Source organism: Exiguobacterium aestuarii (assembly GCF_020171655.1).
Lineage (GTDB): Bacteria > Bacillota > Bacilli > Exiguobacteriales > Exiguobacteriaceae > Exiguobacterium > Exiguobacterium aestuarii_A.
The window spans coordinates 1013734-1040140 of the sequence record NZ_JAIVAC010000001.1 but is presented as its reverse complement, the minus strand read 5'-3'; the positions used below and the strand labels follow the sequence as shown (position 1 = coordinate 1040140).

Here is a 26407-nt window from a genome sequence, read left to right as displayed (position 1 = left end):
GATGACAAAACGGCTAATTCTTGCGATCAACCCAGGGTCGACCTCGACAAAAGTTGGATTGTTTGATGGGAAGGAAGAAGTGATGACACGTACGGTCCGCCATGAGATTGACGTGACCGGTCTCAGCCTTCCTGAGCAGTTACCTCATCGTGAGCAAGAAGTGCGTGCCTTGTTAGAAGAGACTGGCATCGCGGTCAATGATTTGACCGCGATTGTCGGTCGTGGTGGTTTGCTTGCACCGATGACATCAGGAACGTATACCGTCAATGATTTGATGCGAGAGGACTTGACGAGCGGAAGATTCGGAATGCATGCGTCTAACCTCGGTGGATTGATTGCATCCAAAATAGGAGAGATTGAAGGAATCCCAAGTTTCATCGTTGACCCTGTCGTTGTCGATGAGATGCATGAGTTGGCAAGAAAGACCGGGATGGCCGACATCGATCGCCGTAGTATTTTTCATGCCCTGAATCAAAAAGCCGTCGCCAAACGCTTTGCGACTGAAAATGGAAGCGATTACAATGAGCTGAATTTGATTGTCGCTCACTTGGGCGGAGGGATTACGGTCGGTGCGCATCAGCATGGACGCGTCATCGATGTGAACAACGGACTAGACGGTGATGGACCACTTGCTCCAGAACGGGCAGGTTCAATTCCTGTTGGACAGGTAGTAGAACTATGTTATAGTACCAGGTATAAAGAATCGGAAATGAAAAAGAAAATTGTCGGTCAAGGTGGGTTGTTCGCACACCTCGGTACATTCGATGCGATTGAGATTGAGCAACGAATGGAATCGGGAGATGATGAGGCGAGACTCCTTTATGAGACGATGGCTTACCGTGTCGCACAAGAGATTTCAAAACATGGTGCGACGCTCAGTGGTCGAGTGGATGCCATCTTATTGACAGGTGGAATCGCTTATTCTGACTGGCTGACTGACAAGATTAAAGAGCGTGTCGCATTCCTCGCGCCGGTATACGTTTATCCAGGTGAAGATGAATTGAAAGCCTTGGCAGAAGGGGCACTTCGCGTCATCGAGAAGGAAGAGACCGCAAGAGAATATGAGGGGGATACACATGGCACGAGAATTTGATGTTGTCGTCATTGGTGGAGGACCAGGAGGATATGTGGCTGCGATCAAGGCTGCACAGGCTGGTAAATCTGTCGCAATCGTCGAGGCGAGAAAATTAGGCGGCACCTGCTTACATAGAGGCTGCATCCCTACGAAAGCTCTTCTAAAAGCTGCCCATGTCTATCAAACGGCGAAACAGGGGGCAACGTACGGCGTAGAAACGGGAAGTGTGACGTTCAACATGGAACGAGCCCAAACGTATAAACGCGATCTTGTAGCTGGTCTTGAAAAAGGAATCGAGCACTTGATGAAACAAGGGAAAATTGAAGTGTTTCGCGGAAAAGCCTCGATCCTTGGACCAAGTATCTTCTCGCCACAACCTGGGACCGTATCCGTTGAAGATGAAAGCGGTGAGTCAGAACTCATCTTGCCAAACCAATTGATTATCGCAACAGGTTCGATTCCGCGTGAACTTCCTGGATTGCCGTTCGATCACGAACGTATCTTAAACTCGGACGACCTCCTCAATTTTGAGACACTACCTGAATCGATTGCGATTGTCGGTGGTGGTGTCATCGGAGTCGAATGGGCGTCCATGCTCGTCGATTTAGATGTGAACGTGACGTTGATCGAAGTAGGAGATCGATTACTTCCATTTGAGGACAAGGCGGTCTCTCGTGAGGTGGAACGTCTATTGAAGAAGCGTGGCGTCCGTGTGAAGAAGAGCGTGACGGTCGACGCCGAACGAACATTGATTCACGAAAATACAGTGGAGCTTGCTGTCGGGGAAGAGATGTTACAAGTAGACTGTGTCCTCGTCTCGGTTGGCCGAGTTGCCAACACGGAAGACTTAGGACTTCAAAACACTTCTATCGTCGTAGAGAATGGGATCATTCAAGTCGATAGTCAGTATCGGACGAAAGAACGTCATATCTTCGCAATCGGGGATTGCATCGGGAAGTTACAACTCGCTCACGTCGCGTCTGCAGAAGGCGTGAAGGCGGTCGAAACGATTCTTGGACTTGAACCAACACCACTCGATTACGCGCTCATCCCACGTTGTGTATACAGCGTCCCTGAAGTCGCTTCGGTCGGCTTGACGGAAGAGGCGGCGAAAGATGCCGGACATGATGTGAAAACGGGGACATATCGCTTCAATGGACTCGGGAAAGCGCGGATTGAAGGACAAGCCGACGGATTCGTCAAACTCGTTTCAGACAAAGAAACAGATGACCTTCTCGGTGTTCATATCGTCGGACCGAAAGCGACTGAACTCATCACGGAAGGTGGACTCGCGCTCGTCTTGAACGCGACGGCTTGGGAGATGGGACAACTCGTGCACCCACACCCTGCACTAAGCGAAGCCTTCCAAGAAGCGGCACTTGCCGTCGATGGATTACCGATTCACGCCTAAGGAGGAACAAGAATGGAACAGATGACTGTAAACTCATATGAAGAGCTTGGTTTAACCAAACAAGATTTATTGGCGATGTATGAAACGATGGTACGCGCCCGTAAGATTGATGAACGGATGTGGAAGTTGAACCGCGCCGGGAAAATCCCGTTCGTCGTTTCATGTCAAGGACAAGAAGCGGCGCAGGTCGGTGCGGCGTTCGCGCTCGAGAAAGGAATCGACTACGTATTGCCTTACTATCGTGATGTGGCGGTTGTTCTTCACTTCGGTCAAACATCAAGAGACTTGATGTTGTCTGCATTTGCGAAAGCGGAAGATCCGAACTCGGGCGGTCGTCAGATGCCTGGTCACTTCGGCTCGAAAGAACATCGCATCGTGACGGGTTCATCTCCGGTTACGACACAAGTCCCTCATGCGGTCGGAATTGCACTTGCGGCGAAGATGAAAAAAGAAGAACTCGTCACGTTCGTCTCGTTCGGAGAAGGATCATCAAACCAAGGTGATTTCCACGAAGGGGCAAACTTTGCTGGCGTCCATAAATTACCGGTTATCTTGTTCTGTGAGAACAACAAATATGCGATTTCGGTACCACTTACGAAACAGTTGGCATGCGAGCGTGTATCAGACCGTGCAAAAGGTTACGGGATGCCAGGTGTGACAGTCGACGGGACAGACCCGATTGCTGTATACGCGGTCGTGAAGGAAGCGCGTGAACGTGCACTTCGCGGAGAAGGACCGACGCTAATCGAAGCAGAAGTCGAGCGTCTCGTCCCACACTCATCAGATGATGATGACAAAGCATACCGTTCAGCTGAAGAATTGGCAGGATTAAAAGAGCGGGATGGCATTCAATTGTTCCGTCAACGACTTGTGAACGACGGTATTGCAACGGCGGATACACTTGCTGAAATTGATGCACAAATCGATGCTGAAGTGAATGAAGCGACGACATATGCAGACAAAGCACCGTACGCATCACCTGAATCTGCATTGGATTACGTCTATGAGGAGGAAAAATGATGAAAACGTTTATCGAAGCGATCAATGAAGCGATTCATGAGGAAATGGAGCGCGACGAAAACGTCTTCGTCGTCGGGGAAGACGTCGGCGTACGTGGTGGTGTATTCCGTGCCACACAAGGCTTGATTGAGAAGTATGGTGAAGACCGTGTCATCGACGCACCGCTCGCTGAAAGTGCGATTGCCGGTGTAGGAGTCGGGGCTGCCATGTACGGCATGCGTCCGATTGCAGAAATGCAATTCGCAGACTTTATCATGCCAGCAGTGAACCAAATCGTATCGGAAGCGGCAAAAATTCGATACCGCTCAAACAACGACTGGACGTGTCCGATGGTCATCCGCGCTCCGTTCGGTGGTGGCATTCACGGGGCACTCTATCACTCGCAATCTGTCGAGGCGATGTTCAGTTCGACGCCAGGTCTTAAAGTCGTCATTCCATCAGACCCGGTCGATGCGAAGGGATTGTTGAAAGCAGCAATCCGTTCGAACGATCCTGTCCTCTTCTTCGAACATAAGCGTGCCTATCGTCTTTTGAAGGCGGACTTGCCAACGGACGAATACACGGTTGAAATCGGTAAGGCAGCTGTCAAACGTGAAGGTGACGATATCACAATCATCACGTACGGTCTTTGTGTCCATATGGCACAAGAAGCTGCGAAAACACTCGAAGAGGAAGGAATCAGTACGCATATTCTTGATCTTCGTACCGTCTATCCGCTCGACCAGGATGCAATCATCGAGTCGGTCAAGAAGACCGGTAAAGTGTTACTCGTGACAGAGGACAATAAAGAAGGAAGCATCATCGGAGAAGTCGCGGCGATTATCGCAGAAAAGGCGCTCTTTGAACTCGATGCGCCGATTGAACGCTTAGCGGGTCCTGATGTTCCGGCTATGCCATATGCACCACCTATGGAAAAATTCTTTATCGTATCCCCAGAAAAAATTGCCGAGCGGGCGCGTCAGCTCGCCGCGTTTTAAGGAGGCGGCTCCATGGAACAAACGATTACAATGCCCCAACTTGGTGAGAGTGTAACGGAAGGCACGATTACGACATATCTCGTCAAACCGGGCGACCGTGTGGAAGAGTATGAACCACTCGCCGAAGTGATGACAGATAAAGTTACGGCCGAAATTCCGGCAACAAGTGCAGGAATCGTAAAAGAATTTCTCATTCCAGAAGGTGAGACGGTCAGTGTCGGGACACCAGTCCTGACGATGGAAGTCGAAAGTGCAGAGGAAGCTGTGACCGAGACGAAGACAGAACCAGTCGCGGAAGCTGCACCGTCAGTTCCATCTGAAGCGAAGCAAGTTGTTGCGACGGTTCCGAAAAAACAGAGTGGGAACGGTCGATATTCTCCTGCCGTCATCCGACTCGCGAATGAGAACAACATCGATTTGAATGAATTGAGCGGAAGCGGCCTAGGCGGTCGGATCACGCGGAAAGATATTCTTCGTTATTTATCAGAAGGACGCCCTGCATCAACTCCTGAGAAAGTGACACAAGCACCTCTCCAAGAGACAATGGTACAAACAAAAATGGATGTTCCGACTGAGGCACCACGTCCTGCCGTCGAGCCTTCACAACCAGCTGCCTCGACATCTACAGGTCGATACGAAACGATTCCGACAGCAGGTGTGCGTCAAGCGATTGCGAACAATATGGTTCGCTCGAAGCATGAGGCGCCACACGCATGGCTCATGATTGAGGTCGATGTAACGAATCTCGTCGAGGCACGTGCGAGATTGAAGGATGAGTTCATGAAGCGGGAAGGGGTCAAGTTGACGTTCATGCCGTTCTTTATGAAAGCGGCCATCGAGGCATTGAAGAAGTATCCGATGATGAACTCGGAATGGGCAGGCGATCACATCAAAGTTCACCAAGACATTCATCTTTCTGTGGCCGTCGCGGCAAACGATGCCCTGTATGTGCCGGTCATTCGTCAAGCGGATGAGAAGAATATAAAAGGGCTTGCCGTGGCCCTTCAAGACGTGGCATCACGTGCGCGTGAGAATCGCTTGAAAGCTGAAGAGATGCGTGGCGGGACGTTCACGATCAACAACACAGGGGCGTTTGGCTCAATCCAATCGGCACCGATTTTGAATTACCCACAAGCGGCAATCCTATCTGTCGAATCAATCGTGAAACGTCCTGTCTGGATGAACGGGATGTTCGCGGCACGGGACATGGTCAACCTGTGTATGTCAGTCGACCATCGTGTCCTCGACGGTCTCGTCGCAGGTCAGTTCTTGCAAGCGATCAAGCAGTCGCTCGAGTCGATTGACCCGAACACATATACAGTCTATTGATGTATAAAAAAAGGAGGCACTCCTAGTGGGGCGCCTCCTTTTTCATGAGTTATAGCCAATGAATAGCGTGAAGAAGAAACTTGCAGCTGAGATGAGTAAGAGAAGGAGCGACATGGACATGCCCATGATGACGAGTCCTTTGGAGAGTCGTTGTTTGGTTTTGTAGAGCGCATACGCAAACATGAAACTGAATATGCCGAGCGTCGTGAATAACGTGAGCGGGATTGCTCGACCGTAAAGAAGGTGAAGTAAATCCAATGTTGAATCGTCCTTTCTAATCTTGCACCTTCTCGAATTGTCGTTGATGGACGTGATCCATCGATTTGATGGTCACAACAAACACGAGAAGGAACATCCAGTATACGAAGGTATAGTCTAAGGCAAATTCGGGAACCCCATCATGTCTGATCGAAGAAATCCAGAGAAGAACGAGTGAGGCTGGAAAATGAAACAGAAAAATAAAATATGGAACGAACTTTATGAATGATCGGGCATACGCAGACGGATGACGTATGACGAAGATTACAATCATACCGATGAAAAATCCGATGCCACCAAGCGTGAAGAAAGCGAGCGAGTCAGACAAGTTAGTCTCTAAAATGGGCAAAGCAAGCATCGTAAGACCGATACTCCCGATTAAGATACACGCGAATAAAATGACGTCGACTCCAATTAATTCCATATAATTGTAACATATTGGATGGGTGAACTCGAGGTCTAAAACAACACGCCATTTCTAATAATGGCGTGTCGGTGAGCTCTTTATATCGATTGTTCAATCATCGATTCGATGTCGCGACGAACTTCAGCTGGTGACAAACGTGCAGCATCATAGCGGACACGATGCGTTGACTCGTCTGTTCCTGTCAAGTCTGCGAAAAGACTTCCGAGGTCGTGGACACTACGGTCGACTTGTATGAGTAATTCAATCGAATCCTCTTCTTGTAAGATGACGACTTCGACTTCATCTAACTGACGCCCGAAACGTGAGCCGTTCGCTGAATATTCGAGTTCTTGTGCAATCGGAAGACGACCTGAACGATGGCGTGCCGGGAGCATCTCTGTGTCGGCTTTCTTGAGACGGAAACCGAGCTCGTCCATCGCATCTAAAATGACTTGTTGTGCCGCGTTCGGTTGTACGGTAATCGCATCTTCATCTTTCGGATCGACGGCTTGTGCGATATCGAGTCCGGTCTCAATCCATGATTTTGATTGGCTGACAGAGAGTGGGGTATTGAACGGGACGTTGACCGTGAACGGAATCTCTTTCACTTCTCCAGGTCCGATCATAAATGGAGCCTCATTCAATAAAATCTTTTCGATCGTGAAGGTCGAGTATGTCGATTTGTCGTTGACCTCATGCTTGTACAGCGTATTGAAGAATAGGTAGATGCTGTCGACTGATTGTTCGACCGAACCACCTTCGATATGGACGACCCCGTTCAGTTCTCCACCAGGCGTACAGTGGCTTTCATTCAGACGTGTATCCACTTTTGCGGCACCAATTCCGATTGATGATAAAATCTTTTTAAACATATGTGTATCCTCCTTTGACGTAACGTCGTCTTCGTGTAATAGTATGTACGGACAGGTGAAACGATATGTTTCAAAATTTCTAAAAAAGGATTGAATCCATTGGAATATAAAGCGTTACAAGAACGTCTCGAAGACGTGATCCAATTAAATCATCTCGTGTCGGCGACAATCAGTCAACCCCGTCAAAAATCAAGTGATCTCAGACGCGTCAAATTGAAACCGGTCATGCTTCGGAATGCATACCACATCCAGTTCGAATATCAGTACGAACGGGTGATGAACCATAAAAACTTACCGCCGGATGAGGCTGTAGAAGAATTGCTCGAACTTCTTGAAACGTTCAGACAGGGACAGTTTCAGTTAAAGGAATCTGATCTCCAATTCCAGTTATCGAAAAAGTTCAAAGTGACATTGAAAGAAAAGCAGACAGCTCAAAAAGAAATTCAGTTGAGCCATAATCGGGAAAAGCAGTATGTACTTCCGCTCGATAAGCCGGTCCCGTTCTTGATTCGACTTGGCATCCAGTCGAGTGATGGGAAAGTGAAGCGACAAAAGTATGACAAGTTTAAACAAATCAACCGCTTCCTTGAGTTCATTGAGGATTCGCTCAAACACTTGCCGACAGACCGTACCGTCCGAATCTTGGATTTCGGTTCAGGGAAATCGTATTTGACGTTCGCGCTCTATCACTTTTTACACGAGATGAAAGGGTATGATGTCCATATCACGGGTCTCGATTTGAAAAAAGAAGTCATCGAAGAATGTGCATCGATTGCGAAAGACTTAGGATATGAGCGACTCGAGTTCTTAGTCGGAGACATCAATGAATATGAAGGGGAGACAGCTGTCGATATGGTCGTGACGCTTCATGCTTGTGACGTGGCGACCGATATGGCGTTAGCCCGTGCCGTCCGGTGGGGGGCGAAAGTCATCTTGAGCGTCCCTTGCTGTCAGAAGGAGTTAAATCGTCAACTTCAAGCACCGAATCTAGACGTGATGCTCCAGCACGGATTGATCAAAGAACGGTTCGCCTCGCTCGCAACAGATTCGATTCGGGCCGAACTTCTTGGACTTGTCGGTTATGAAGCTCAATTACTGGAGTTCATCGACCTCGAGCATACGCCAAAGAACATCATGATTCGTGCCTATTTGACGAATCGAGTAGCGAGTGATGAGACGAAGGCTCGTTACCTCGCTTTTAAACAAATGTTACAGGCAGATCCGTTCTTAGAACGTGAATTGAGCGATAGACTTGTCCTCGAGGTAGAACAAGACGTAAAATAAGGGAGTATAGACGAAATGTCGAAAGGGGAAACAACATGGATTTTCAATTATATTTTCAAGATGTAGTCGAACAAGCGCGTAACGAAGTGCGTGCTGCAGGATACACAGAGCTAACGACACCGGACGAAGTGGACGGGGCACTGAAAAAAGAAGGGAAGACACTTGTACTCGTTAACTCGGTTTGTGGTTGTGCAGGCGGAATCGCTCGTCCGGCCGCGGCTTACGTAAACAAGATGGAAGGCGTCAAACCTGACCATTTCGTGACCGTGTTTGCAGGTCAAGACCGTGAAGCAACAGATCGTGCACGTGAGTATTTCGAAGGATATGCACCGTCTTCACCATCGATTGCCCTCCTCGAGGATGGAAACATCGTGACGATGGTAGAGCGTAGTGAAATCGAGTCGTCAACTGCGGAAGAACTCGTCGACCAATTAAAAACATTGTTCGATATCTACTTCGCATAATCAAGCATCGGCGCAAAGGCACTGCCTTTGCGCTTTTGTGAAAAGGGGCAGTGTATATGGAACCAGTCATCAAAATTATGACAGAGGCAGAATATATGATTGCCCTGTCACGCGGTGAGATCAATGAACCGTCGCTTCAATCGGAAGGGACGATTAAATGTTGTACACCGCAACAGATCGGAAAGGTCGTCAAAGCGTCGTATCCGGGAGAAGCGGTCGTGCTCGTCTCCCTTTACGTCAATCGTCTTGGGCAACTGTTACATTATGAGTTAGATGAGGATGGGGAACGTTATCCGCACGTTTATAGTGCCATCCCAATGTCATCCGTTAAACAAGTCCAACCATATGGGTCTCGCGACAATGGAACGGTCACATATTTCGCTTTCGAGCGAATGTGACCTTCTTTTTTTGTATAAAATGCATGAATATACTTTACAAGTAATAATTATGTGTATATAGTGGTTGAAGACACAAGTCGGACAACTGATGTGTCCTAGAACAGTTGAGCTACGTTCACACATATGTCATAATTTTGTTAAAGTTCTGATAATTATCATTCAACTATGAAAGGGAGATGAAGATGAAAAAAGGTTTTCTAGCATTATGTTTAGCAGGACTGGCCGCGTTCTCAGTCGCATGTGGGGCAGACGTGAACGAAGGAGGATCGACATCGACCGATGGTGAGGATGACAAAGTCATCGTCATGGGTACAAGTGCCGATTACTTCCCTTATGAATTCGTTGACACAGCGAACGGCGACGAAATCGTCGGATTTGATATCGACATCGCCAAAAAAGTGGCGGAAAACATGGGATATGAATTGAAAATTGAAGATATGGACTTCGGAAGCTTGCTCGGAGCCCTCAACGCGGGTCGTGTCGACTTCGTCATGGCTGGTATGACACCGACAGAAGAGCGTAAAGAAAATGCCGATTTCTCGGATATCTATTTCACAGCGGTGAACTTGATCTTATCAAAAGATGATTCGCTTCAATCACTTGAAGATTTGAAAGGCAAAAAGATTGGTGTCCAGCTTGGTTCGATTCAAGAAGGAATCGCACAGGATCAAATCACAGACGCTGAAATCGTCTCATTGAACAAAATTCCTGAGATCATCCAGGAAATCAAGACAGGACGTATTGACGCAATGGTCATCGAAGATACGGTCGCGAAGAAATACCTCGAGCAAGACAGCGAATTGACAACATTTGAAATCGTGGACGAAGAAGAAGCGGGCTCTGCTGCTGCCTTCCGTAAAGACGATGAACTCCGCGATCAATTCAACGAAGAGTTGAAGAAGATGATCGACAGTGGAGAAATCGAAGAGTTAGCACAAAAATGGTTTGAAGAAGAGGCTGCACCAGCCGAATAATGAATCGTACGAGGCTGACTGAAGATGAATCGGTCAGCCTTTTTTTAGGAGGAACTTACAATGGATTTTAGCCGGATTTATGATTCGATCCCTTACATACTTGAGGGGATCCCAGTCATGTTCCAAGTGGTCATCGTCTCGGCATTGATCGGGATCTCACTTGGTATTGTCGTTGCAACACTGAAAATCGTACCGAATCGTCTCATCAACTTTATTGGACATGCATACACGGCTGTATTCCGTGGGACGCCACTCATCTTGCAACTTGCCATCATTCACTTCGGGTTGCCGCAATTGACTGGCTATATCACGACACCATATCAATCGGCAGTCATCGCCTTCTCATTAAACTCAGGGGCGTATATTTCAGAGATTATTCGTGCTGGTATTCAAGCGGTCGATAAAGGCCAATGGGAAGCATCTGATGCCTTAGGTGTCCCATACGTCAAACAATTACGTTCAATCATCTTGCCGCAGGCGTTCAAGAATATCTTGCCCGCCCTCGTCAACGAGATGATCACGTTGACAAAAGAGTCGGCCCTCGTCTCGACGGTCGGCGTACTCGATATTATGCGCCGCGCACAGATTGTCGGTGGGCAGAAGGCGATCTACTTCGAACCGCTTCTATTCGCCGGTGTGATATACTTTACGATAGTGATGATCTTGACGTATCTTGGACAACGTCTAGAAAAACGGTTAAGAAAGAGTGATGGAAGATGATCGAAGTTAAAGACCTACACAAACAATTTGGTGACTTAGAAGTATTGAAGGGAATCACGACAACGATTGAGCGTGGTGAAGTGGTCGCCGTCATCGGACCGTCTGGGTCTGGTAAGTCGACATTTCTGCGTTGCTTGAACATGCTAGAAATCCCGACGAGCGGGACGGTCAGTGTGGATGGATTCGAACTTACGAAAAAAGGGGCGAACGTCGCGAAGGCTCGCCAAAATATCGGGATGGTGTTCCAACAGTTCAACCTCTTCCCGCATATGAGCGTATTGGACAATTTGACGTACGCACCGGTCAACGTCTTGAAAGTTAGTAAGACTGAAGCACTCGAACGTGCGAAAAAATTGCTCGAACGTGTCGGTCTCTCTGAGAAAATCGACGCCTACCCGAGCCAATTATCGGGTGGACAAAAACAACGTGTCGCGATCGCACGTGCTTTGGCGATGGAACCAAACGTCATGTTATTCGATGAGCCGACTTCGGCACTTGACCCTGAGATGGTCAACGAAGTACTCGATGTCATGAAAGGGTTAGCTGAGACAGGGATGACGATGGTTGTCGTCACACACGAAATGGGCTTTGCTCGTGAAGTGGCAGACCGTGTCCTCTTCCTTGACGAAGGAATTTTGATGGAAGAAGGAAAACCTGCCGACTTGTTGTTGAACCCGCAGACAGACCGTGCGAAACGTTTCTTAGAAAAAGTGTTGTAATCTGAACTTAAGAAGGAAGGATGAATGCACATGAAAATCACTTATTATGGACACGCGACAGTAGGATTTGAGATCGATGGCGTAAACGTGTTGATTGATCCATTTTTGACGAGTAACCCTCATACGGAAGTAGACCCTTCTACACTACGCCCAGACTATTTGTTGCTCACACATGCTCACTTTGATCATATCGAAGATGTCGAATTGATCGCGAAAGAGACGGGTGCGACGATTGTGGCGACGCATGAGCTCGCGACCTATTATGAGAAAAAAGGTTTTTCTGTACACGGAATGAACATCGGTGGCGGACACGCCTTCCCGTTCGGACGCGTCACGATGACGCAAGCCTTTCATAGCTCGAGTTTCGATATGGGTGACACACCGATCTATATGGGAATGCCAGCTGGATTCATCATTGAGACGAATGAGCTGACGCTCTATCACGCTGGAGATACGAGCCTGTTCTCGGATATGAAAATGTACGGAGAACGTTTCGAAATCGATGTCGCCTTCCTTCCAATCGGAGACAATTTTACGATGGGACCTGCAGATGCATTAGACGCGGCGCAGTGGCTCCAAGCCAAACGGGTCGTCCCAATCCACTTTGATACGTTCCCGCCAATCAAGCAGGACGCTCAAGCATTCTGCGACCAGTTACATCGCCGTGGTCTTTTGATTGAACCGAACACGACGATCGAGATTTAAGCGTGGATATGATACAAGCGACGAAAACGTTCGTCGAACAAATTCATGCAGAAGACCATACAGGGCATGACACCGCTCATATTGAGCGCGTCGTCCGACTGGTGGAGCGCTTGATGAAGGATGAGCCTGTCGACGAGACAGTGCTCATCCTTGCTGCATATTTACATGACGTGGAAGACCATAAGTTCGGTCGACCGAAAGGACTCATCAAACAACATTTGACTTCTCTAGAAATCACTGAAGAGCAAGCAAACTTGGTGCTGACTTTAATTGATGAAGTGTCTTTCTCAAAAGGAAGGCAACCAACGACTCGCGAAAGTGAAATTTTGCAGGACGCCGATCGTCTTGATGCCATCGGAGCCATTGGGATTGCGCGAACGTTCCAATACGCTGGTTCTCGCGGAACACCGCTCGATTTGTCAGATCAGAGTGCCATTCAACATTTTCAAGATAAATTGTTGAAACTGGCGTCTAGGATGCACACCGTAAAAGCGAAACAATTGGCGATGTCACGTCATGTGTTCATGGAGCGCTTTTTGGTGCAATTTCACGAAGAGTGGGATGGAGTAGACGTTTAAAAGGACGACCGGGATGCATGTCTCGGTCGTCCTTTTGATTAAAATGGATGTTTATTGAGCCAGTGGCCGCCGTCAAGAGAAATACAATCCCCGTTTAAATAACGCATCTCGTCAGAGGCCATCCAAAAGGCCAAGTCGGCGATTTCTTCCGGTGTCCCAAAGCGTCCGAGCGGGACGTTGCGGCGAATCCGCTCTACTTCTTTCACATGAGACACGAGTTTTTCCGCGCCGCCTGTCCGTTCAATCGGTCCTGGGCTGATCGCATTGACACGGGCCCCGAACTGATAGCCCCATTCGACTGCGAGCGTTCTCGTCAAATTGAGGACGCCTGCTTTCGCTGCCGCACTCGGTGCGACACCAGGACCTGCTTGCCATGCATACGAGGCGACCATGTTAATGATTGACCCGCCTCGTAATTCTTCTGCTTCCCAATGTTTCCCGAGAACATGAGTGCAGTTGAATGTGCCGTTCAAGACGATGTCAATGACGCTCGCCCAACCGTTCGGAGACAAATCAAGTGTCGGACAGACGAAATTACCTGCCGCGTTGTTGACGAGTGCGTGAACCGGTCCGTAAGCGGATACGATGTCAGCGAGTGCTTGAGCGCATCCTTCATAATCACGAACATCATGCTGCACACTCATCGCTTGACCTGCTTCAATAGCGTTCAGTTCGTCCATCGCTTCTAGTAGTCGTTCCTCGTTTCGACCACTGATGGCGACATTCCATCCTTCTTGCTTAAATTTTAATGCCATGGCTTTCCCCATACCAGACGATCCCCCGGTAATCCAAATCGTTTTCATATTGATTCCCCCTTGAAAATGAATGGTCGTTCATTCTATGTATTCGTCTTCTGATTTGAAATTCCTTCAATCAGATGTCATTTGGTGTTGAATCATTTCTTCGACAAGATGCGTATATAGAATATGATACGATTGAAGTGCGTAAGATGATGTTAATCCAATGGAGGGAGCTGCTAAGCCATGAGGCGACTGATGGGGATATCTATTTTCAGTATTCTAGTTGTGATAGCGCTCGTTTTTACGAATATGAGAGATGATGATTTGTCCGAACCGATTGAAAAGGTGACGAATTCTCAAGTCGAAACAAAGGCCGTTCCTGAAATGACTGTGGGCGAACTAAAAGGTATCTTAACTGATTTCCAACGCGATGTGGCCCCGCAAATCAAAAACGATTTCGAACGGAAGTTGGCAGAACGATTGTACGTGGAGATGAAACTGTTTGATGAAAGCATTGATATAAACAGGCTCATAACGCGCGCTACAGAGCAAGCTGATTTTGAACGTGCTTGGTTGACTCATGCGAAAGACGAATATGGGGTCGTCATAACAGATGAAGAAGTCGATGGTTGGATTGAACGAGGACCTGATGCGGAGGTAGTCGAGTCACAAAGACGGTATGCCGAGGCAAAAGAAATGAGTGTATATGAGCTGAATCATAATTATGATCGAGATCAATATATGAAATGGGTCGTATGGGAAAGACTGATCCCACTCATCACGGAACGATATGAAGAGTCAAGTGAGCAAGTGCTCGACAACAATCGTCTCATCGAGCTTTACGAAAAAGAAGTGAAGGATACTCTATGAATCAATGATACATCAATCAGCCCGACTCGTTTGAGCCGGGCTACTGTTCATTTCATCTGTTTCAATTGTTCCAAGCCAAGTTTACGATCGATTGCATACATCGTACCGGCGACCTTCTCACCCCAATACGGGTCTGACGCATAGAAGATGTTAATTCCTTCTTGTTTGTTACCAGGGTAATCTCCGCGTGCGTATGGACCTTTTACATATTTTGTGGCGAACAGTTCGGCAGCCGCGTCAACGCTCGCTTCAACCGTCTCAAAGGTTGTGGCATTGCCGCTCGGGTCGTCATCTGTTGCCCGAAATCCGAACAAGTTACGCTTTTCCCGTGCGATGTCGGACGTCCCAAACCTCGACTCATGACCGGCTACAGCGAGTAGGAATAAGGCATTGATGCCATACGTTTCTTCCGCACGTTTGAAGGCGTCGCCCTCTCCAGCGAGTGGAGAGTCGATAGATTGTAAATATTGATCGAACGCTTTGGCGGAATACGGTGACGATGATCGGATCGAAGCGAATTGATAGGGAGAGTCGAAGACGTCTCGGACACGTTCCGTATAAAAACGATCATTTGAGCGTTTTTCTGTCGGTCCGACAAGAAACGTGCCGGCGAGATTCGCATTCGCCTCAACGGAATGATACACATCACCATCTCGAATCTCGTAGTAACCACGTCTTTCCACGACGGCTTCTGGGAACAATGCCATCTGATCCGGTTTTACATAGACGTCTGCGCCTGATATGCGTACTTTCAAATGGTCTTCTCCTCGTTCAAGGAGTTGAAGTCTTGTACCACCAGCGACATAAGACTGACGTTTTTTAAACGATTGATCTTCGTAAAGGTTCGTGATGGCATCGCTTGGAGTCACGACCACACCGGTGCCTGTGAAGTCGAGAACTTCTCCAGAAGGAGAGAATAAGGTGCGGTTGTTTCCCGCTGCCATATAGCGTTTTGCCTCAGCAAGAGATTCGAACGACCGTGTGACACGGTCCCCGTTCGTGACGGTTTCGACAGTATATGTGTCTTCACGACCGGTCTGTATCCATAAAAATGCGGCGATGGCGAGCGCGAGTGTCGCAATCATCGGCCAAATCGTACGTTTTTTCTTTCGTTTCAATCAGATCACTTCCAAACTTTTGAATTGCCAAACGAGTTGATTTAGTCAACAATTTGATGGAGAAGGGGGAAATCAGTATGAAAATTGGAACGCGGACGTTAAAAACCGCGGTCGCAGCGGGTATCGCAATGCTCATTTCCGAGACGATTCATCTTGATTATTTTGTATTTGCTGCCATTATCGCCATTTTGAGTATTCAAGAGACACGCAAGAAATCTATTCGTGCCTCGTATGAGCGCGTCATGGCGAGTCTTCTCGCCATCGGGATGGGCGCCGCGATGTTTACGTTACTCGGTTATTCACCGGTGACGCTCACACTTTATTTTGTCATCTTCATTCCACTCGTACAACAACTGAAACTGCAAGATGGACTCATTACGAGTGTCGTGATCTTGACGCATCTTTATACCGAGGCACAGTTTTCGCTTGAATTGTTCATCAACGAGTTATTGCTCATCGCGATTGGTGTCGGGGTCGGACTCGTCGTCAACATGTATATGCCGACGCTAGACCGTGAAATCGAGCGAATCAAAGATAGTATCGATCGATCGCTTGCCGTACTTTTTTACGATGTAGCCGCATGTGTCGAGACCGGTGTGTATAACAATCATTCGATGATGCTCATCAAAACACGGGACTATTTGAAAGAAGGGAAAGATTTGGCCCTTCGACGTATGGGTAACTCCATCGGGAAGCGGAATGAAGACATGGACTATCTATACTTCAGAATGCGGGAGCGACAATACGATATTTTGAAGCGGGTCGCTGATAATGCAAGAGAAATCACCATGGTCGTCAATGAAGCAAAACCTGTTGCAACATTTTTGCGTCGCGTCGGGGATCATGTGAACGAGCAGGCGGACGCTTCCGTCTTTCTGCAAGAACTTGAAGAGATGATTGAACATTATCGAAAAAACGTACCTCTCCCCACAACACGTGAAGAATTTGAGGTACGTTCATCCTTGTTGAATATTTTATCGGATGTGAAGAGTTACTTGATCTTGAAAGAACGCTATATTTTGCTCTTAAAAGAACATGGTCATGCTCGAGAGAAACGTGCTGATCAAAAAGATTGAGACGATGACGATGACGCCAATTTGAATGATGCGTTGTCGTCTTTTTTGCTTTTTCTTCATAACTTGCCTCCATGTACGTGTTTGCCATCATTGTACAGAATGGAAAAGATTCGTGCAATCTAAGGGAGTTTGTTATAATGGTCAAGAAATGTTTGGATGGAGGGATGTTGTTTATGGTAAACGAGACACGTGTGCTCGACACATTTTTAGGATTGGTCGGCATCGATTCAGAAACGAAGGAAGAAGCTGTCATTTGTGAACACTTGAAAGCGGTATTCACAGAGCTTGGATGTGATGTGTATGAAGACGATGCATCAACGAAGACAGCACATTCTGGTAACAATTTGATCATCACGTTGCCTGCAACGAAAGAGAATGTTGATCCGATTTACTTCACAGCTCATATGGATACGGTGACACCTGGTAAGGGAATCAAGACGAGCATCAAAGATGGTTATGTCGTCACGGATGGTACAACGATTCTCGGAGCGGATGATAAGACAGGTCTCACGGCGATGATTGAGCTTGTTCGCGTGTTGAACGAAAAACAGATTCCACACGGTCAGATTCAATTCGTGATTACGGTCGGGGAAGAATCAGGACTCGTCGGGGCGAAAGTCTTGGATTTATCAAAAATCGACGCGAAGTTCGGTTTTGCACTTGACTCGGACGGTCCAGTCGGCGACATCATCGTCGCGGCACCGACACAAGCGAAAGTGAACGCGAAGATTTATGGAAAGACGGCTCATGCGGGTGTCGCTCCTGAAAAAGGGATTTCAGCGATTCAAATCGCAGCAAAAGCCATCGCGAAGATGCCGCTCGGTCGAATCGATGAAGAAACGACGGCGAACATCGGACGCTTCGAAGGGGGACGTGCTACAAACATCGTTTGTGACTATGTCGAAGTACTCGCGGAGGCTCGTTCGCTCATTCATGAGAAGATGGAGAAACAGGCGGAAACGATGAAGCAAGCCTATATCGAAGTGGCGGAGTCGTTCGGTGGTCGTGCTGAAGTCGATATCGACATCATGTACCCGGGATTCAAGTTTGAAGAAGGCGATGAAGTTGTCGAGGTCGCAAAACGTGCGGCGGCGACAATCGGACGTCCGACACGAATCTTGCACTCAGGTGGGGGTTCAGATGCGAACGTCATCGCCGGTGGCGGGATTCCGACAGTCAACTTAGCGGTCGGTTATGAAGAAATTCATACGACGAACGAGCGGATGCCACTTGAAGAGCTATATAAACTCGTCGAGTATGTCGTCACAATCGTTGAAGAAGTCGCATCACCCAAGTAATAAAAAAAGAGCCGACCATTCGTCGGCTCTTCGTATGTGTTCGTACTCGTTATGCTGCGAACTCCAGAGACTCCAAAATCAACTCGTCTGTGCAATGAAGTTCGATCGCTATGTCGTGAATGCGGATAGAGGTGCCTTGTTCCTGTTGGTGCAAGCGATTTATCAAAGCCGCACGGTCTCGAATCGTCTCGTAAATGGATTCGGGTTGTTCTGCCTTGGTCATCACAAATCACATCCTTTTCAGCGATTACCACAAGTATAGCATGGAACGGACTTGAAGAAAGGACTAATTTATTTATGAAGTTACAGTTTTTAGGAACTGGTTCGGGTATGCCATCGAAACAACGCAACGTGTCAGGTCTTGCGCTCGTTCTACCGAAAGTCACCTGGTTGGTCGACTGTGGTGAAGGGACGCAACATCAGATGCTCTACACGAAAGTCAAACCACGTAAAGTGACAGCGGTATGGGTGACACATTTGCACGGTGACCATGTGTTCGGATTACCTGGATTTTTATCGACCCGCTCTGCGCTAGACGGAACGGATCCCCTCACGGTTTATGGTCCGAAAGGATTGAAAAAATGGCTCGAAGCGACACTTCGCGTCACAGGTTCTCATCTCGGTTATGAGTTGAACGTCATTGAATTCACGGACGGAGACACATTTGAGCAAGACGGTCATACGATCACTGTGCGAAAATTAGAGCATCGGTTCCCTTCTTACGGGTTTCGTGTCACAGGCCCGGAAAAACCGGGAACATTGCGCGTCGATCGGGTAAGAGAGCTTGGAATCCCAAGTGGACCCATCTATAAAACAATCAAAGAACAAGAACGGTTCGAATATGAAGGAAAATGGTACGATTCTAAAGAATACGTCACTGAACCGACTCCGGGCAAAATCGTTGCGATTCTTGGGGACACGACGCCATGCGAGAACGCGCGATTGTTAGCAGAAGGGGCCGACCTCCTCGTTCATGAGGCGACATTCATGGAAAGTGAACAACCGCTCGCCCGAAAATATGGTCACTCGACGACGCGTGAGGCGACTACACTTGCGAAAGCGTCTGCGGTCGGCCAATTGATTGTCACACATATTTCCGCTCGCTATGTCGGACGAGAGGAAGAATTTGAACAAGAGGTCGTTTCGGATTTTCCATCGAGTTTAGTTGCGACCGACTTTCTAGAATATACAGTGGGGGATTGATGTGACCATTCAACTCTATGTTTGGGCCGCGTTTTTAGTGATCAGCGTCCTGTTAGGTGTTCGCTTAAACCAATTGAAAGAACCGGAAGCCAATTTCTTTCCGAAGTTCTTATTTTATTCACTGCTTGGCATTGTTTCGTTCCCAATCGGCGGATTTCATATCCCAATCGGGTTTTTATTGTCTTTTTTATTCTTCCCGAAACAGAACAGCCGCTATAAATGGTATGGAGCGCTTTTAGGATTTTTCTTTTTTATCGTCTTATTATTCGTACCCTTGTTTGACCAATCTGGATTTCGTGCGGAATCGCAACAAATTGGCGTCGTCTCCGTCACGGATGAATCTTTCGACGAGATGACAGAGAAAATTTTGCAACGAGTCAACAGTGACTCCATCAAACTTGACCGAGGTAAGCTTCAAATTAATCGGGAAGGGAACGTCCAAACGATTGAATATTTGCTGATGGTCGAACGAGCCGAATCGTTCCAACAAATTCGCGTGACGTACGCAGACGGACAATTATCTTATGAACAGGTCGATGAATTACGAAAAGAATCAGGTCAGGCATTCTTTGAAAAGCTCGTCGAATTTGACCATATGTTGTCTACTTTAAGGGAACCTTCATGGGAAGAATATACAGATGTCATAGCCGCCCCAATCTTACAACTCTCTTACGATGGGCTGTATGATATGTATACGTTCGAGAATGAGTCGATGCTCATGATCAACCGTGACAATGAACTCGTTAAGTTCTGGCTACAACGTGAACCCGTCCTTGCTAACAGTATTCAGCTCGTCGGACTGACGCAAGAGGGACGTAGCACAGGTGAGCGCTATGCGATTCTTTACAATTATTCGATACACCAACGAGAGGATTTGACAGACCAATGAAATCATATGTAACGATTGCTCTACTAGCGACGGCGCTTCTTGCCGGATGTGGCGGGGAAGAGGCGCAGCAAGAATCGTGCGGAGTGAGTCCGACTATTTCGGTCTATAACGCAGCGACTGAGGAAACGCTCTATCAAGAGAAAAGTGTCTGCTTAGAAGAGGATGCGACTGTTCTCGATGCATTAAAAGCAACAGGACTCGACCTTGAGGTGACAGGGAGTGGTGATATGTCCTATGTGACGGCAATCGAAGGAATCGAAGAAAAATCTGAAGGACAATCGTCAGGATGGGTATTTGCTTTCAACGGTGCACCCGGGGATGAAGGTGCGGGCGCCAAAGAAGTGGAATCGACGGATGTCATTCAATGGCGGTTCGAAGAAGATGCAGTGGCTTTCTTCGAATGAGGCAGATTGGGAGCGGAGACATCCTGTCACGCTCCTTTTCTATCTCTTCTGTCACCTTTACATATTAATGAATGTCGAAGACGTCACTCTTTTTGTGGTTGGACTCCTCTTGCTGCTCATCATTGAACGTCGTTTCCCTTGGTCAATGCTATCCATACTGATTGCGTTTGGCCTGATTTCAATCATGCCCATCCTGATTGGTTGGGAACTTTCTTATGGATACATATGGCGTCAGCTTTTGAAATTGGCTGCCTTTTTACTCGGGATGTTATGGATTGCACGCATCATTCGTCTTGAACGATTACTCCCGCTCTTATCGAACTTTCCACGGTCGTCTTCACTCTTATACGGCGCATGGGCACTCATTCCGTCAATGGAGCATGCGGTACGTCAGGCAGTCAGGAGTCATCCGAGGGCATCTTGGCGAGAGGGTGTGCAAATCGGGATTGAAAGTCAGCAAACTGAGCCGAAGTTTGCGGTTGACCCGATACGGCGCTTTCGTTTAGAGGATTTGTTGCAAATCGTCCTCATCGTAATCATTTGTTTTTCCTCACTTCATCTGTTTGTCGGACTTTGGCTGATTTATCCTTATCTCACGAAAGGAGGGATGCGTGATGCAATGGTTATCTACCGTTGACGGTTCGTTCGAGCAATACGTCGAACGTTACCGCCCGTATGTGATCGAGATGACGCAATCGTTCTCAGGAAAGGTTGGGCACTTACTTTCGAGTGTCGATCCTTTTCGAGGGGCGGAACTCGCTACACTATTACAAATCGACGCGCTTTATCCGAAGCGGTTTGATGCATGTTCGAGTGGAGAACAACAGATTGTTCGAGTCGCCTACGCCCTGTTAAATCGACCGGACTCCATCGTCCTGATTGAACCATTTCGGCATCTAGACCAATTTCGAAGAGAGCATTTAGAGATGTTGCTCCGCCGTATTTCTGGAATCGGGGTACAAATCGGTTATACCGAGCGAGCGAAAGAACCTTCAGGAGAAACAACGTTCACGTTCAACGAATCGGAAACGACACCTTCCATCGATGCGACCGACGTATCTTATCGGCATCCTCTGCAAGCGACCTATGCGATTGATCATGTGACAGTTCAGATGACTGAGCCTGGACTCACAGTTTGTGTCGGGACGAACGGGAGTGGGAAGTCAACTTTACTCGAACTATTAGCTAGAAGTAGACGTCCACTTCAGGGGCGAGTGAAAAAGGGAGAACGAGCAGTCTATCTTCCTGCCAATCCAGAAGTGGGTCCGTTCCCACAAGAAGGGAAGCGACGGGTCGCCCAACTTCAATCCGTCCTACACAATCCGTCGAGTGTCCTTTTACTCGATGAACCGACCGTGGATTTGACGAGGGGAGAGCGGGACGCGTTCTTTGATGCGCTTCAACAAAAAGCAAAGTCGGCCCGCGTGATTTGTGCAACACATGACATGGGTCTCATACAGGTTGCGACGGATGTGATTTATCTAGCGAGCGGTCAAGTCGTCTTTCAAGGCGATCGGAACCTTTTTCAAGATCGGAGCACCTTATGGTCACATACGTCCTCGCCATCCTGATCGCAATCGTCGTGTTGTACCGGTTCGAAAAATCAAGAATCCCGATTCAACCACTCGTTCAATTGTTAGCACTTGCGGTCATCGGACGCTGGCTCTTTATGACGATACCGAATGTTCAACCGACGACGGCCATGATCATGTTGACGGCCTTACTGGTCAGTTTGAACGGAGCCGCTATCCTTGCGCTCTTTGTCCCGATTTTGTCAGGACTATTGCTCGGGATGGGTCCGTTTGTATTTTTTCAATTTTTAGGATGGCTTCTTGTCGTTGTGCTCGTCCATTTATTTCGTCCGATCCTACTGAGGTCGAAAACCCTCTTCTTACTTTTTGGTTTACTATCAGGTTTTTTATATGGATGGACGACAAACTTGGCGTTCATTGAAGTGGTCGGTACGGATGTCGTGAAGTTGTTGTTACTCAGTTTTCCATTTGATTTGGCCCACGGTATTTCGAATGTCGTCTTCTTGGTCATGATTCGTCCGTTATTTGAGCGCATATTCCTTCGTCAACTCGGGTAAATATACAATATTCCTATCATATTGAGTGAGGTGAACGACGGATGAGTGCATATATTAACATTACTGAAGTCGGCATGTTTCTACTCGTAGGGTTGTTGTTTATCTTGTTAAACCTTGTTCTTTTAGTGAAACGTTATACGAGGGCCCGTTTCGCCATGCTAAGCATTCTAGCAGCGAGTGTATGGCCAGCGCTGATGATTGTTCTATCAGTAGAACAGTTGAGCGTGATGGATCAATTGACCTCTGGTGAATGGTCACTAGATGCTGTGCTTGCGTGGGGAGTCGTCCTCTCGACAGCGCTCATGACGATGATTCCAGCAGGTGTCTTTTTACATCGGCTCGTATGTGTCTCGCGATTACCTTCAGAATCTTAAAAGGAGCGACCGTCGCCGGTCACTCCTTTTTTTCATGTCGTTGATTCAGCGGCTGACCCGTCTGTTGGTTTTTGGACACGGCGCAATACTTCGAGACTGAGAGCACGTGGCATCAACTTAGCCACCCCGACTAGAAGTTGATTCGAGAGGCCAGGCACAATCACGCGCTTGTTATTCATGACACCTTTATAACCGAAGAAGGCGACGAGGTGAGATGGCATTTTTGAGAAGGACAATTCACTACCGGCGCGATCAAAGAAATTCGTATCTGTCGGGCCAGGGCAGAGGACACTGACGTGAACACCGCTCCCTTTCACTTCGGCATGCAGCGCCTCGGTAAGTGAGAGGACATAAGCCTTCGTCGCATAGTAGACGGCCATATACGGACCGGGTTGGAACGCAGCGACAGAAGCGACGTTTAGCACATAGCCGTGATTTCGTTCGAGCATACCCGGTAGATAGGCCTTTGTCAGTTCCGTCAATGTGTTGACGTTCAATCGTACTTCGTCCGCCTCCGTCTCAGGATCGAGGTCAGCGAACGCACCAGACGTTCCAAATCCAGCATTGTTAATTAAAAAGTCGACGGTTAGTCCGGCTTCTTCAATCATCGAGGTCAATTGTTTGGCAGCGTCATGTTTCGCCAAATCGAGCGCGAAGACATATACATTGATTCGATATCTCGTTTCAAGGACTTTTTTCAGTTCGTGTAAGCGAGGTTCGTTTCGGGATACGAGAATACAGTCGTACCCGTCTCGTGCGGCGAGTACGGCCAAGTCTAAACCGATGCCCATCGAGGCCCCAGTGATTAAAGCTGTCTTTGACAACGTGATCCACTCCTTTAATGAAAAGTCATACATTGTTACTGAATTCTTCACGAGTTGTTAAAATCCTGCCCCGTTTGCACATTCAATCCTATGCTAAAGTATAGCAAGAAAATGTGATTAGACTCACAAAGTAGGGAGAAGAACAAATATGATGATTCAGCTCGTCACTACGGCGCAAAGCGTCGAACAAGCAGAAGCGTTAATTAAAGCGGGTACGGACCGATTGTATATCGGGAATTCTAGGTTCGGCTTGCGACAAAAGGGAGACTGGACAAACGATGCTGTGAGGGAAGTCACACAGCTTGCCCATCGATACGGAAAAGAAGTGACAGTGGCCGTCAACAATTTGATGCATAACGACCACATTCAAGAATTGCCGGATTATTTACAAATGTTAAAAGCGATTGGCGTCGACGATGTGACAGCTGGGGATCCCGGGGCCATCCGTTTGATCCGTCAAGCGAAAATCCCATATTGGTACGATGCCCAAACGCTCGTCACGTCCGCTAAACAGATTCAGTTCTGGGGGAAACGTGAGGCCATCGGAGCCGTCGTTGCGCGAGAAGTCACTCTCGAGGAATTGGTGTTGATTCAGCAACAAATCGGTCTCCCCGTTGAAGTACAAGTGTACGGTCCGACGTGTATCCATCATTCGAAGCGACCGCTCGTGACGAACTATTTCAATGAGCTTGGACGCCCTTCTGAAGAGGCGAAACAACGTGAGTTTTATATGAGTGAGCCAGCAGATGCGGCGAGTCGTTATCCTATCTACGAGGACGAGAATGGCACGCATATTTTCTCAGAAGATTTGACGCTTATGGGTCAGCTACCGACGTTAGTCAAAAACGGCCTTCACACATGGAAACTTGATGGCTGGCACGCGGGAGAACAGTTTGTTGAAATCGTTCAGTTGTTTACCATCGCGCGGGCGAATCTATTGAATGGTCAATTCGACCGAATCGAGATGGAACACCGCCTCAGAGAATTACAACCGGAAGCGTTTCGACTCGGAACGGGATTATTGTTACGTAAACCAGAAGAGATCAAGTGAGGGATCAAGATGAAACAACGTCCAGAATTATTAGCGCCAGCAGGAAACTTAGAGAAACTGAAGATGGCGATTCATTATGGTGCCGATGCGGTCTATATCGGTGGTCAACAATTCGGGTTACGTTCGCGTGCCGGTAACTTCAGCTATGACGAGATGCGTGAAGGTGTGGATTTCGCACATGCTCGCGGGGCGAAAGTATATGTCGCTGCAAACATGGTGACGCATGAAGGGGATATCGAAGGAGCTGGTGACTTCTTCCGCACGCTCCGTGATATCGGGATTGACGCAGTGATCGTCTCTGACCCTGCCATGATTGAGACGTGTCTCACAGAAGCGGAGGGCTTACCGGTTCACCTGTCGACACAAGCTTCTGCGACGAACTACGAGACACTTCGTTTTTGGAAAGAAGAAGGACTTGAACGGGTTGTATTGGCACGTGAAGTATCGATGGATGAGATTGTGCAAATGAAACAAGAAGTCGATGTCGAAATCGAGACGTTTGTCCATGGTGCGATGTGTATCTCATACTCCGGTCGTTGTACACTGTCGAATCATATGACTTTGCGGGATGCCAATCGAGGTGGCTGTGCCCAGTCGTGTCGTTGGAAATATGGCTTCTTTGAAGAGGGGAATCACTTGACGGAAGAGATGGTGGCACGTGATGAAGAGCCGTTCTCGATGAGTTCGGTCGATTTATCGATGGTCCGACATATTCCCGACTTGGTGGACGCTGGAGTCGACAGTTTGAAAGTCGAAGGACGAATGAAATCGATTCACTACGTCGCGACCGTGTGTAACGTGTATCGACAAGTGATTGACGCATACTGTGAAGATCCTGAGAACTTTGTCTTCGACCCGGCTTGGGAAGAAGAGATTTGGAAAGCGGCACAGCGAGAACTCGCGAGTGGTTTCTATTACGGGATTCCGACCGAGAAAGAACAATTGTTTGGGAAACCACGTTCGATTCCTCAGTACGCATTTGCCGCACGTGTCATCGCATACGACCCGTCGAGCGGGATGGCGACACTCGAACAGCGAAATCACTTCTCAACAGGTGAAGAAGTTGAATTTTTTGGACCTGGATTCGTCCGTTTTTCCCAAATCATCGAGACGATTGAGGATGTAGACGGTCAACAACTCGAATCCGCCAACCAAGCGATGATGACGATTCGAGTTAAAGTGGAAAAACCCGTCGCGACCGATTACATCATGCGCAAGCGAAAAGGGGTCCCGATGCGCGTCCTCGCCTGACACATCCACCGAGCCAACATAGTCGCCCGA

At 47.9% G+C, this 26407-nt stretch carries 32 protein-coding genes; 25 read left to right on the top strand and 7 right to left on the bottom strand.

What is annotated here, in order from left to right; all coding sequences use genetic code 11:
- Position 1: 1 nt before the first annotated feature.
- Genes buk through LCM29_RS05510 form a run of 5 tightly spaced genes read left to right on the top strand, consistent with a single transcriptional unit; the run spans position 2 to position 5812 of the window.
- Positions 2–1093: a butyrate kinase gene (gene buk / locus LCM29_RS05530; protein ID WP_214782429.1), complete on the top strand. Its 1092-nt coding sequence runs from the start codon at positions 2–4 to the stop codon at positions 1091–1093.
- Positions 1077–2486 carry a dihydrolipoyl dehydrogenase gene (gene lpdA, locus LCM29_RS05525; protein ID WP_224861409.1) on the top strand — a complete coding sequence of 470 codons (1410 nt, stop codon included), beginning with the start codon at positions 1077–1079 and terminating at the stop codon, positions 2484–2486. The genes buk and lpdA overlap by 17 nt, the downstream gene beginning before the upstream one ends.
- A gap of 12 nt (positions 2487–2498) precedes the next feature.
- Positions 2499–3506 (top strand): thiamine pyrophosphate-dependent dehydrogenase E1 component subunit alpha, encoded by a 1008-nt coding sequence (locus LCM29_RS05520; protein ID WP_370148335.1) that lies wholly within the window; start codon positions 2499–2501, stop codon positions 3504–3506.
- Positions 3506–4483: an alpha-ketoacid dehydrogenase subunit beta gene (locus LCM29_RS05515; protein ID WP_214782433.1), complete on the top strand. Its 978-nt coding sequence runs from the start codon at positions 3506–3508 to the stop codon at positions 4481–4483. The genes LCM29_RS05520 and LCM29_RS05515 overlap by 1 nt, the downstream gene beginning before the upstream one ends.
- A gap of 12 nt (positions 4484–4495) precedes the next feature.
- A complete protein-coding gene (locus LCM29_RS05510; RefSeq protein ID WP_224861407.1) occupies positions 4496–5812 on the top strand; it encodes a dihydrolipoamide acetyltransferase family protein in 1317 nt (438 codons plus the stop codon).
- Positions 5813–5854: 42 nt separating this feature from the next.
- Here the strand turns inward: LCM29_RS05510 and LCM29_RS05505 are convergent, their stop codons facing one another.
- From LCM29_RS05505 to LCM29_RS05495, 3 genes are all read right to left on the bottom strand, one after another.
- Positions 5855–6070: a hypothetical protein gene (locus tag LCM29_RS05505; protein WP_224861405.1), complete on the bottom strand. Its 216-nt coding sequence runs from the start codon at positions 6068–6070 to the stop codon at positions 5855–5857.
- A gap of 16 nt (positions 6071–6086) precedes the next feature.
- A complete protein-coding gene (locus LCM29_RS05500; protein ID WP_224861403.1) occupies positions 6087–6494 on the bottom strand; it encodes a hypothetical protein in 408 nt (135 codons plus the stop codon).
- Positions 6495–6574: 80 nt separating this feature from the next.
- Positions 6575–7348, bottom strand: a complete 774-nt coding sequence (locus LCM29_RS05495) for a sporulation protein (RefSeq protein WP_224861401.1) — start codon at positions 7346–7348, stop codon at positions 6575–6577.
- Positions 7349–7447: 99 nt separating this feature from the next.
- On the opposite strand from LCM29_RS05495, the gene LCM29_RS05490 reads away from it, so the two are divergent.
- The 8 genes from LCM29_RS05490 (at position 7448) to LCM29_RS05455 (ending at position 13190) form a co-directional block, all read left to right on the top strand.
- On the top strand, positions 7448–8632 hold the full coding sequence (locus LCM29_RS05490) for a class I SAM-dependent methyltransferase (RefSeq protein WP_214782445.1): 1185 nt from the start codon (positions 7448–7450) through the stop codon (positions 8630–8632).
- A 35-nt stretch (positions 8633–8667) separates the two neighbouring features.
- Complete coding sequence (locus LCM29_RS05485) at positions 8668–9096, top strand: BrxA/BrxB family bacilliredoxin (RefSeq protein ID WP_214782447.1); 429 nt, start codon at positions 8668–8670, stop codon at positions 9094–9096.
- A gap of 56 nt (positions 9097–9152) precedes the next feature.
- The gene (locus LCM29_RS05480) at positions 9153–9494 is read left to right on the top strand and encodes a DUF952 domain-containing protein (RefSeq protein WP_074033280.1); all 342 of its coding nucleotides are present in this window, start codon (positions 9153–9155) and stop codon (positions 9492–9494) included.
- A gap of 182 nt (positions 9495–9676) precedes the next feature.
- Positions 9677–10468, top strand: coding sequence for a transporter substrate-binding domain-containing protein (locus LCM29_RS05475; RefSeq protein WP_012726549.1), 792 nt, complete (start codon positions 9677–9679; stop codon positions 10466–10468).
- Between the two features lie 60 nt (positions 10469–10528).
- Positions 10529–11188: an amino acid ABC transporter permease gene (locus LCM29_RS05470; protein WP_012726548.1), complete on the top strand. Its 660-nt coding sequence runs from the start codon at positions 10529–10531 to the stop codon at positions 11186–11188.
- Positions 11185–11907, top strand: a complete 723-nt coding sequence (locus tag LCM29_RS05465; protein ID WP_214748098.1) for an amino acid ABC transporter ATP-binding protein — start codon at positions 11185–11187, stop codon at positions 11905–11907. Before LCM29_RS05470 ends, LCM29_RS05465 begins: the two co-directional genes overlap by 4 nt.
- A gap of 30 nt (positions 11908–11937) precedes the next feature.
- Positions 11938–12612 carry a metal-dependent hydrolase gene (locus LCM29_RS05460; RefSeq protein ID WP_214748101.1) on the top strand — a complete coding sequence of 225 codons (675 nt, stop codon included), beginning with the start codon at positions 11938–11940 and terminating at the stop codon, positions 12610–12612.
- 8 nt (positions 12613–12620) lie between these two features.
- Positions 12621–13190 (top strand): HD domain-containing protein, encoded by a 570-nt coding sequence (locus LCM29_RS05455; RefSeq protein ID WP_224862752.1) that lies wholly within the window; start codon positions 12621–12623, stop codon positions 13188–13190.
- Positions 13191–13228: 38 nt separating this feature from the next.
- Here LCM29_RS05455 and fadH read toward each other — a convergent pair whose 3' ends face one another.
- Complete coding sequence (gene fadH, locus LCM29_RS05450) at positions 13229–13999, bottom strand: 2,4-dienoyl-CoA reductase (RefSeq protein WP_224862750.1); 771 nt, start codon at positions 13997–13999, stop codon at positions 13229–13231.
- A 186-nt stretch (positions 14000–14185) separates the two neighbouring features.
- Between fadH and LCM29_RS05445 the strand changes: the two genes are divergently transcribed.
- Positions 14186–14800 carry a hypothetical protein gene (locus LCM29_RS05445; protein WP_224861399.1) on the top strand — a complete coding sequence of 205 codons (615 nt, stop codon included), beginning with the start codon at positions 14186–14188 and terminating at the stop codon, positions 14798–14800.
- 47 nt (positions 14801–14847) lie between these two features.
- Here LCM29_RS05445 and LCM29_RS05440 read toward each other — a convergent pair whose 3' ends face one another.
- The gene (locus tag LCM29_RS05440; RefSeq protein WP_224861397.1) at positions 14848–15918 is read right to left on the bottom strand and encodes an N-acetylglucosaminidase; all 1071 of its coding nucleotides are present in this window, start codon (positions 15916–15918) and stop codon (positions 14848–14850) included.
- Between the two features lie 77 nt (positions 15919–15995).
- Here LCM29_RS05440 and LCM29_RS05435 point away from each other — a divergent pair, with 77 nt between their 5' ends.
- Together LCM29_RS05435 and LCM29_RS05430 are read left to right on the top strand one after the other, a co-directional pair.
- Positions 15996–16994: an aromatic acid exporter family protein gene (locus tag LCM29_RS05435; RefSeq protein ID WP_214782456.1), complete on the top strand. Its 999-nt coding sequence runs from the start codon at positions 15996–15998 to the stop codon at positions 16992–16994.
- Between the two features lie 173 nt (positions 16995–17167).
- The gene (locus LCM29_RS05430; RefSeq protein ID WP_224862748.1) at positions 17168–18292 is read left to right on the top strand and encodes a M20/M25/M40 family metallo-hydrolase; all 1125 of its coding nucleotides are present in this window, start codon (positions 17168–17170) and stop codon (positions 18290–18292) included.
- 49 nt (positions 18293–18341) lie between these two features.
- On the opposite strand, the gene LCM29_RS05425 is transcribed toward LCM29_RS05430, so the two are convergent.
- Positions 18342–18515: a hypothetical protein gene (locus LCM29_RS05425; RefSeq protein WP_214748115.1), complete on the bottom strand. Its 174-nt coding sequence runs from the start codon at positions 18513–18515 to the stop codon at positions 18342–18344.
- A 74-nt stretch (positions 18516–18589) separates the two neighbouring features.
- Here LCM29_RS05425 and rnz point away from each other — a divergent pair, with 74 nt between their 5' ends.
- The 7 genes from rnz to LCM29_RS05390 are packed head-to-tail and all read left to right on the top strand — an operon-like array spanning position 18590 to position 23251.
- A complete protein-coding gene (gene rnz / locus LCM29_RS05420; protein ID WP_224861395.1) occupies positions 18590–19495 on the top strand; it encodes a ribonuclease Z in 906 nt (301 codons plus the stop codon).
- 1 nt (position 19496) lies between these two features.
- A complete protein-coding gene (locus LCM29_RS05415; RefSeq protein WP_214820166.1) occupies positions 19497–20384 on the top strand; it encodes a hypothetical protein in 888 nt (295 codons plus the stop codon).
- Complete coding sequence (locus LCM29_RS05410; RefSeq protein ID WP_074033270.1) at positions 20381–20788, top strand: DUF4430 domain-containing protein; 408 nt, start codon at positions 20381–20383, stop codon at positions 20786–20788. Before LCM29_RS05415 ends, LCM29_RS05410 begins: the two co-directional genes overlap by 4 nt.
- Entirely contained in the window at positions 20739–21425 is a 687-nt protein-coding gene (locus tag LCM29_RS05405; RefSeq protein ID WP_224861393.1) for a hypothetical protein, read from the top strand. Before LCM29_RS05410 ends, LCM29_RS05405 begins: the two co-directional genes overlap by 50 nt.
- Entirely contained in the window at positions 21403–22359 is a 957-nt protein-coding gene (locus LCM29_RS05400) for an ATP-binding cassette domain-containing protein (RefSeq protein ID WP_224861392.1), read from the top strand. Before LCM29_RS05405 ends, LCM29_RS05400 begins: the two co-directional genes overlap by 23 nt.
- A complete protein-coding gene (locus LCM29_RS05395) occupies positions 22332–22877 on the top strand; it encodes a hypothetical protein (protein WP_224861391.1) in 546 nt (181 codons plus the stop codon). Before LCM29_RS05400 ends, LCM29_RS05395 begins: the two co-directional genes overlap by 28 nt.
- Positions 22878–22918: 41 nt before the next feature.
- Complete coding sequence (locus tag LCM29_RS05390) at positions 22919–23251, top strand: hypothetical protein (protein WP_224861390.1); 333 nt, start codon at positions 22919–22921, stop codon at positions 23249–23251.
- A 32-nt stretch (positions 23252–23283) separates the two neighbouring features.
- Here the strand turns inward: LCM29_RS05390 and LCM29_RS05385 are convergent, their stop codons facing one another.
- Positions 23284–24075 carry an SDR family NAD(P)-dependent oxidoreductase gene (locus tag LCM29_RS05385; RefSeq protein ID WP_224861389.1) on the bottom strand — a complete coding sequence of 264 codons (792 nt, stop codon included), beginning with the start codon at positions 24073–24075 and terminating at the stop codon, positions 23284–23286.
- Positions 24076–24223: 148 nt separating this feature from the next.
- On the opposite strand from LCM29_RS05385, the gene LCM29_RS05380 reads away from it, so the two are divergent.
- Entirely contained in the window at positions 24224–25126 is a 903-nt protein-coding gene (locus LCM29_RS05380) for a peptidase U32 family protein (protein ID WP_224861388.1), read from the top strand.
- 9 nt (positions 25127–25135) lie between these two features.
- Positions 25136–26377, top strand: a complete 1242-nt coding sequence (locus LCM29_RS05375; protein WP_224861387.1) for a peptidase U32 family protein — start codon at positions 25136–25138, stop codon at positions 26375–26377.
- The last annotated feature ends 30 nt before the right edge of the window (positions 26378–26407 follow it).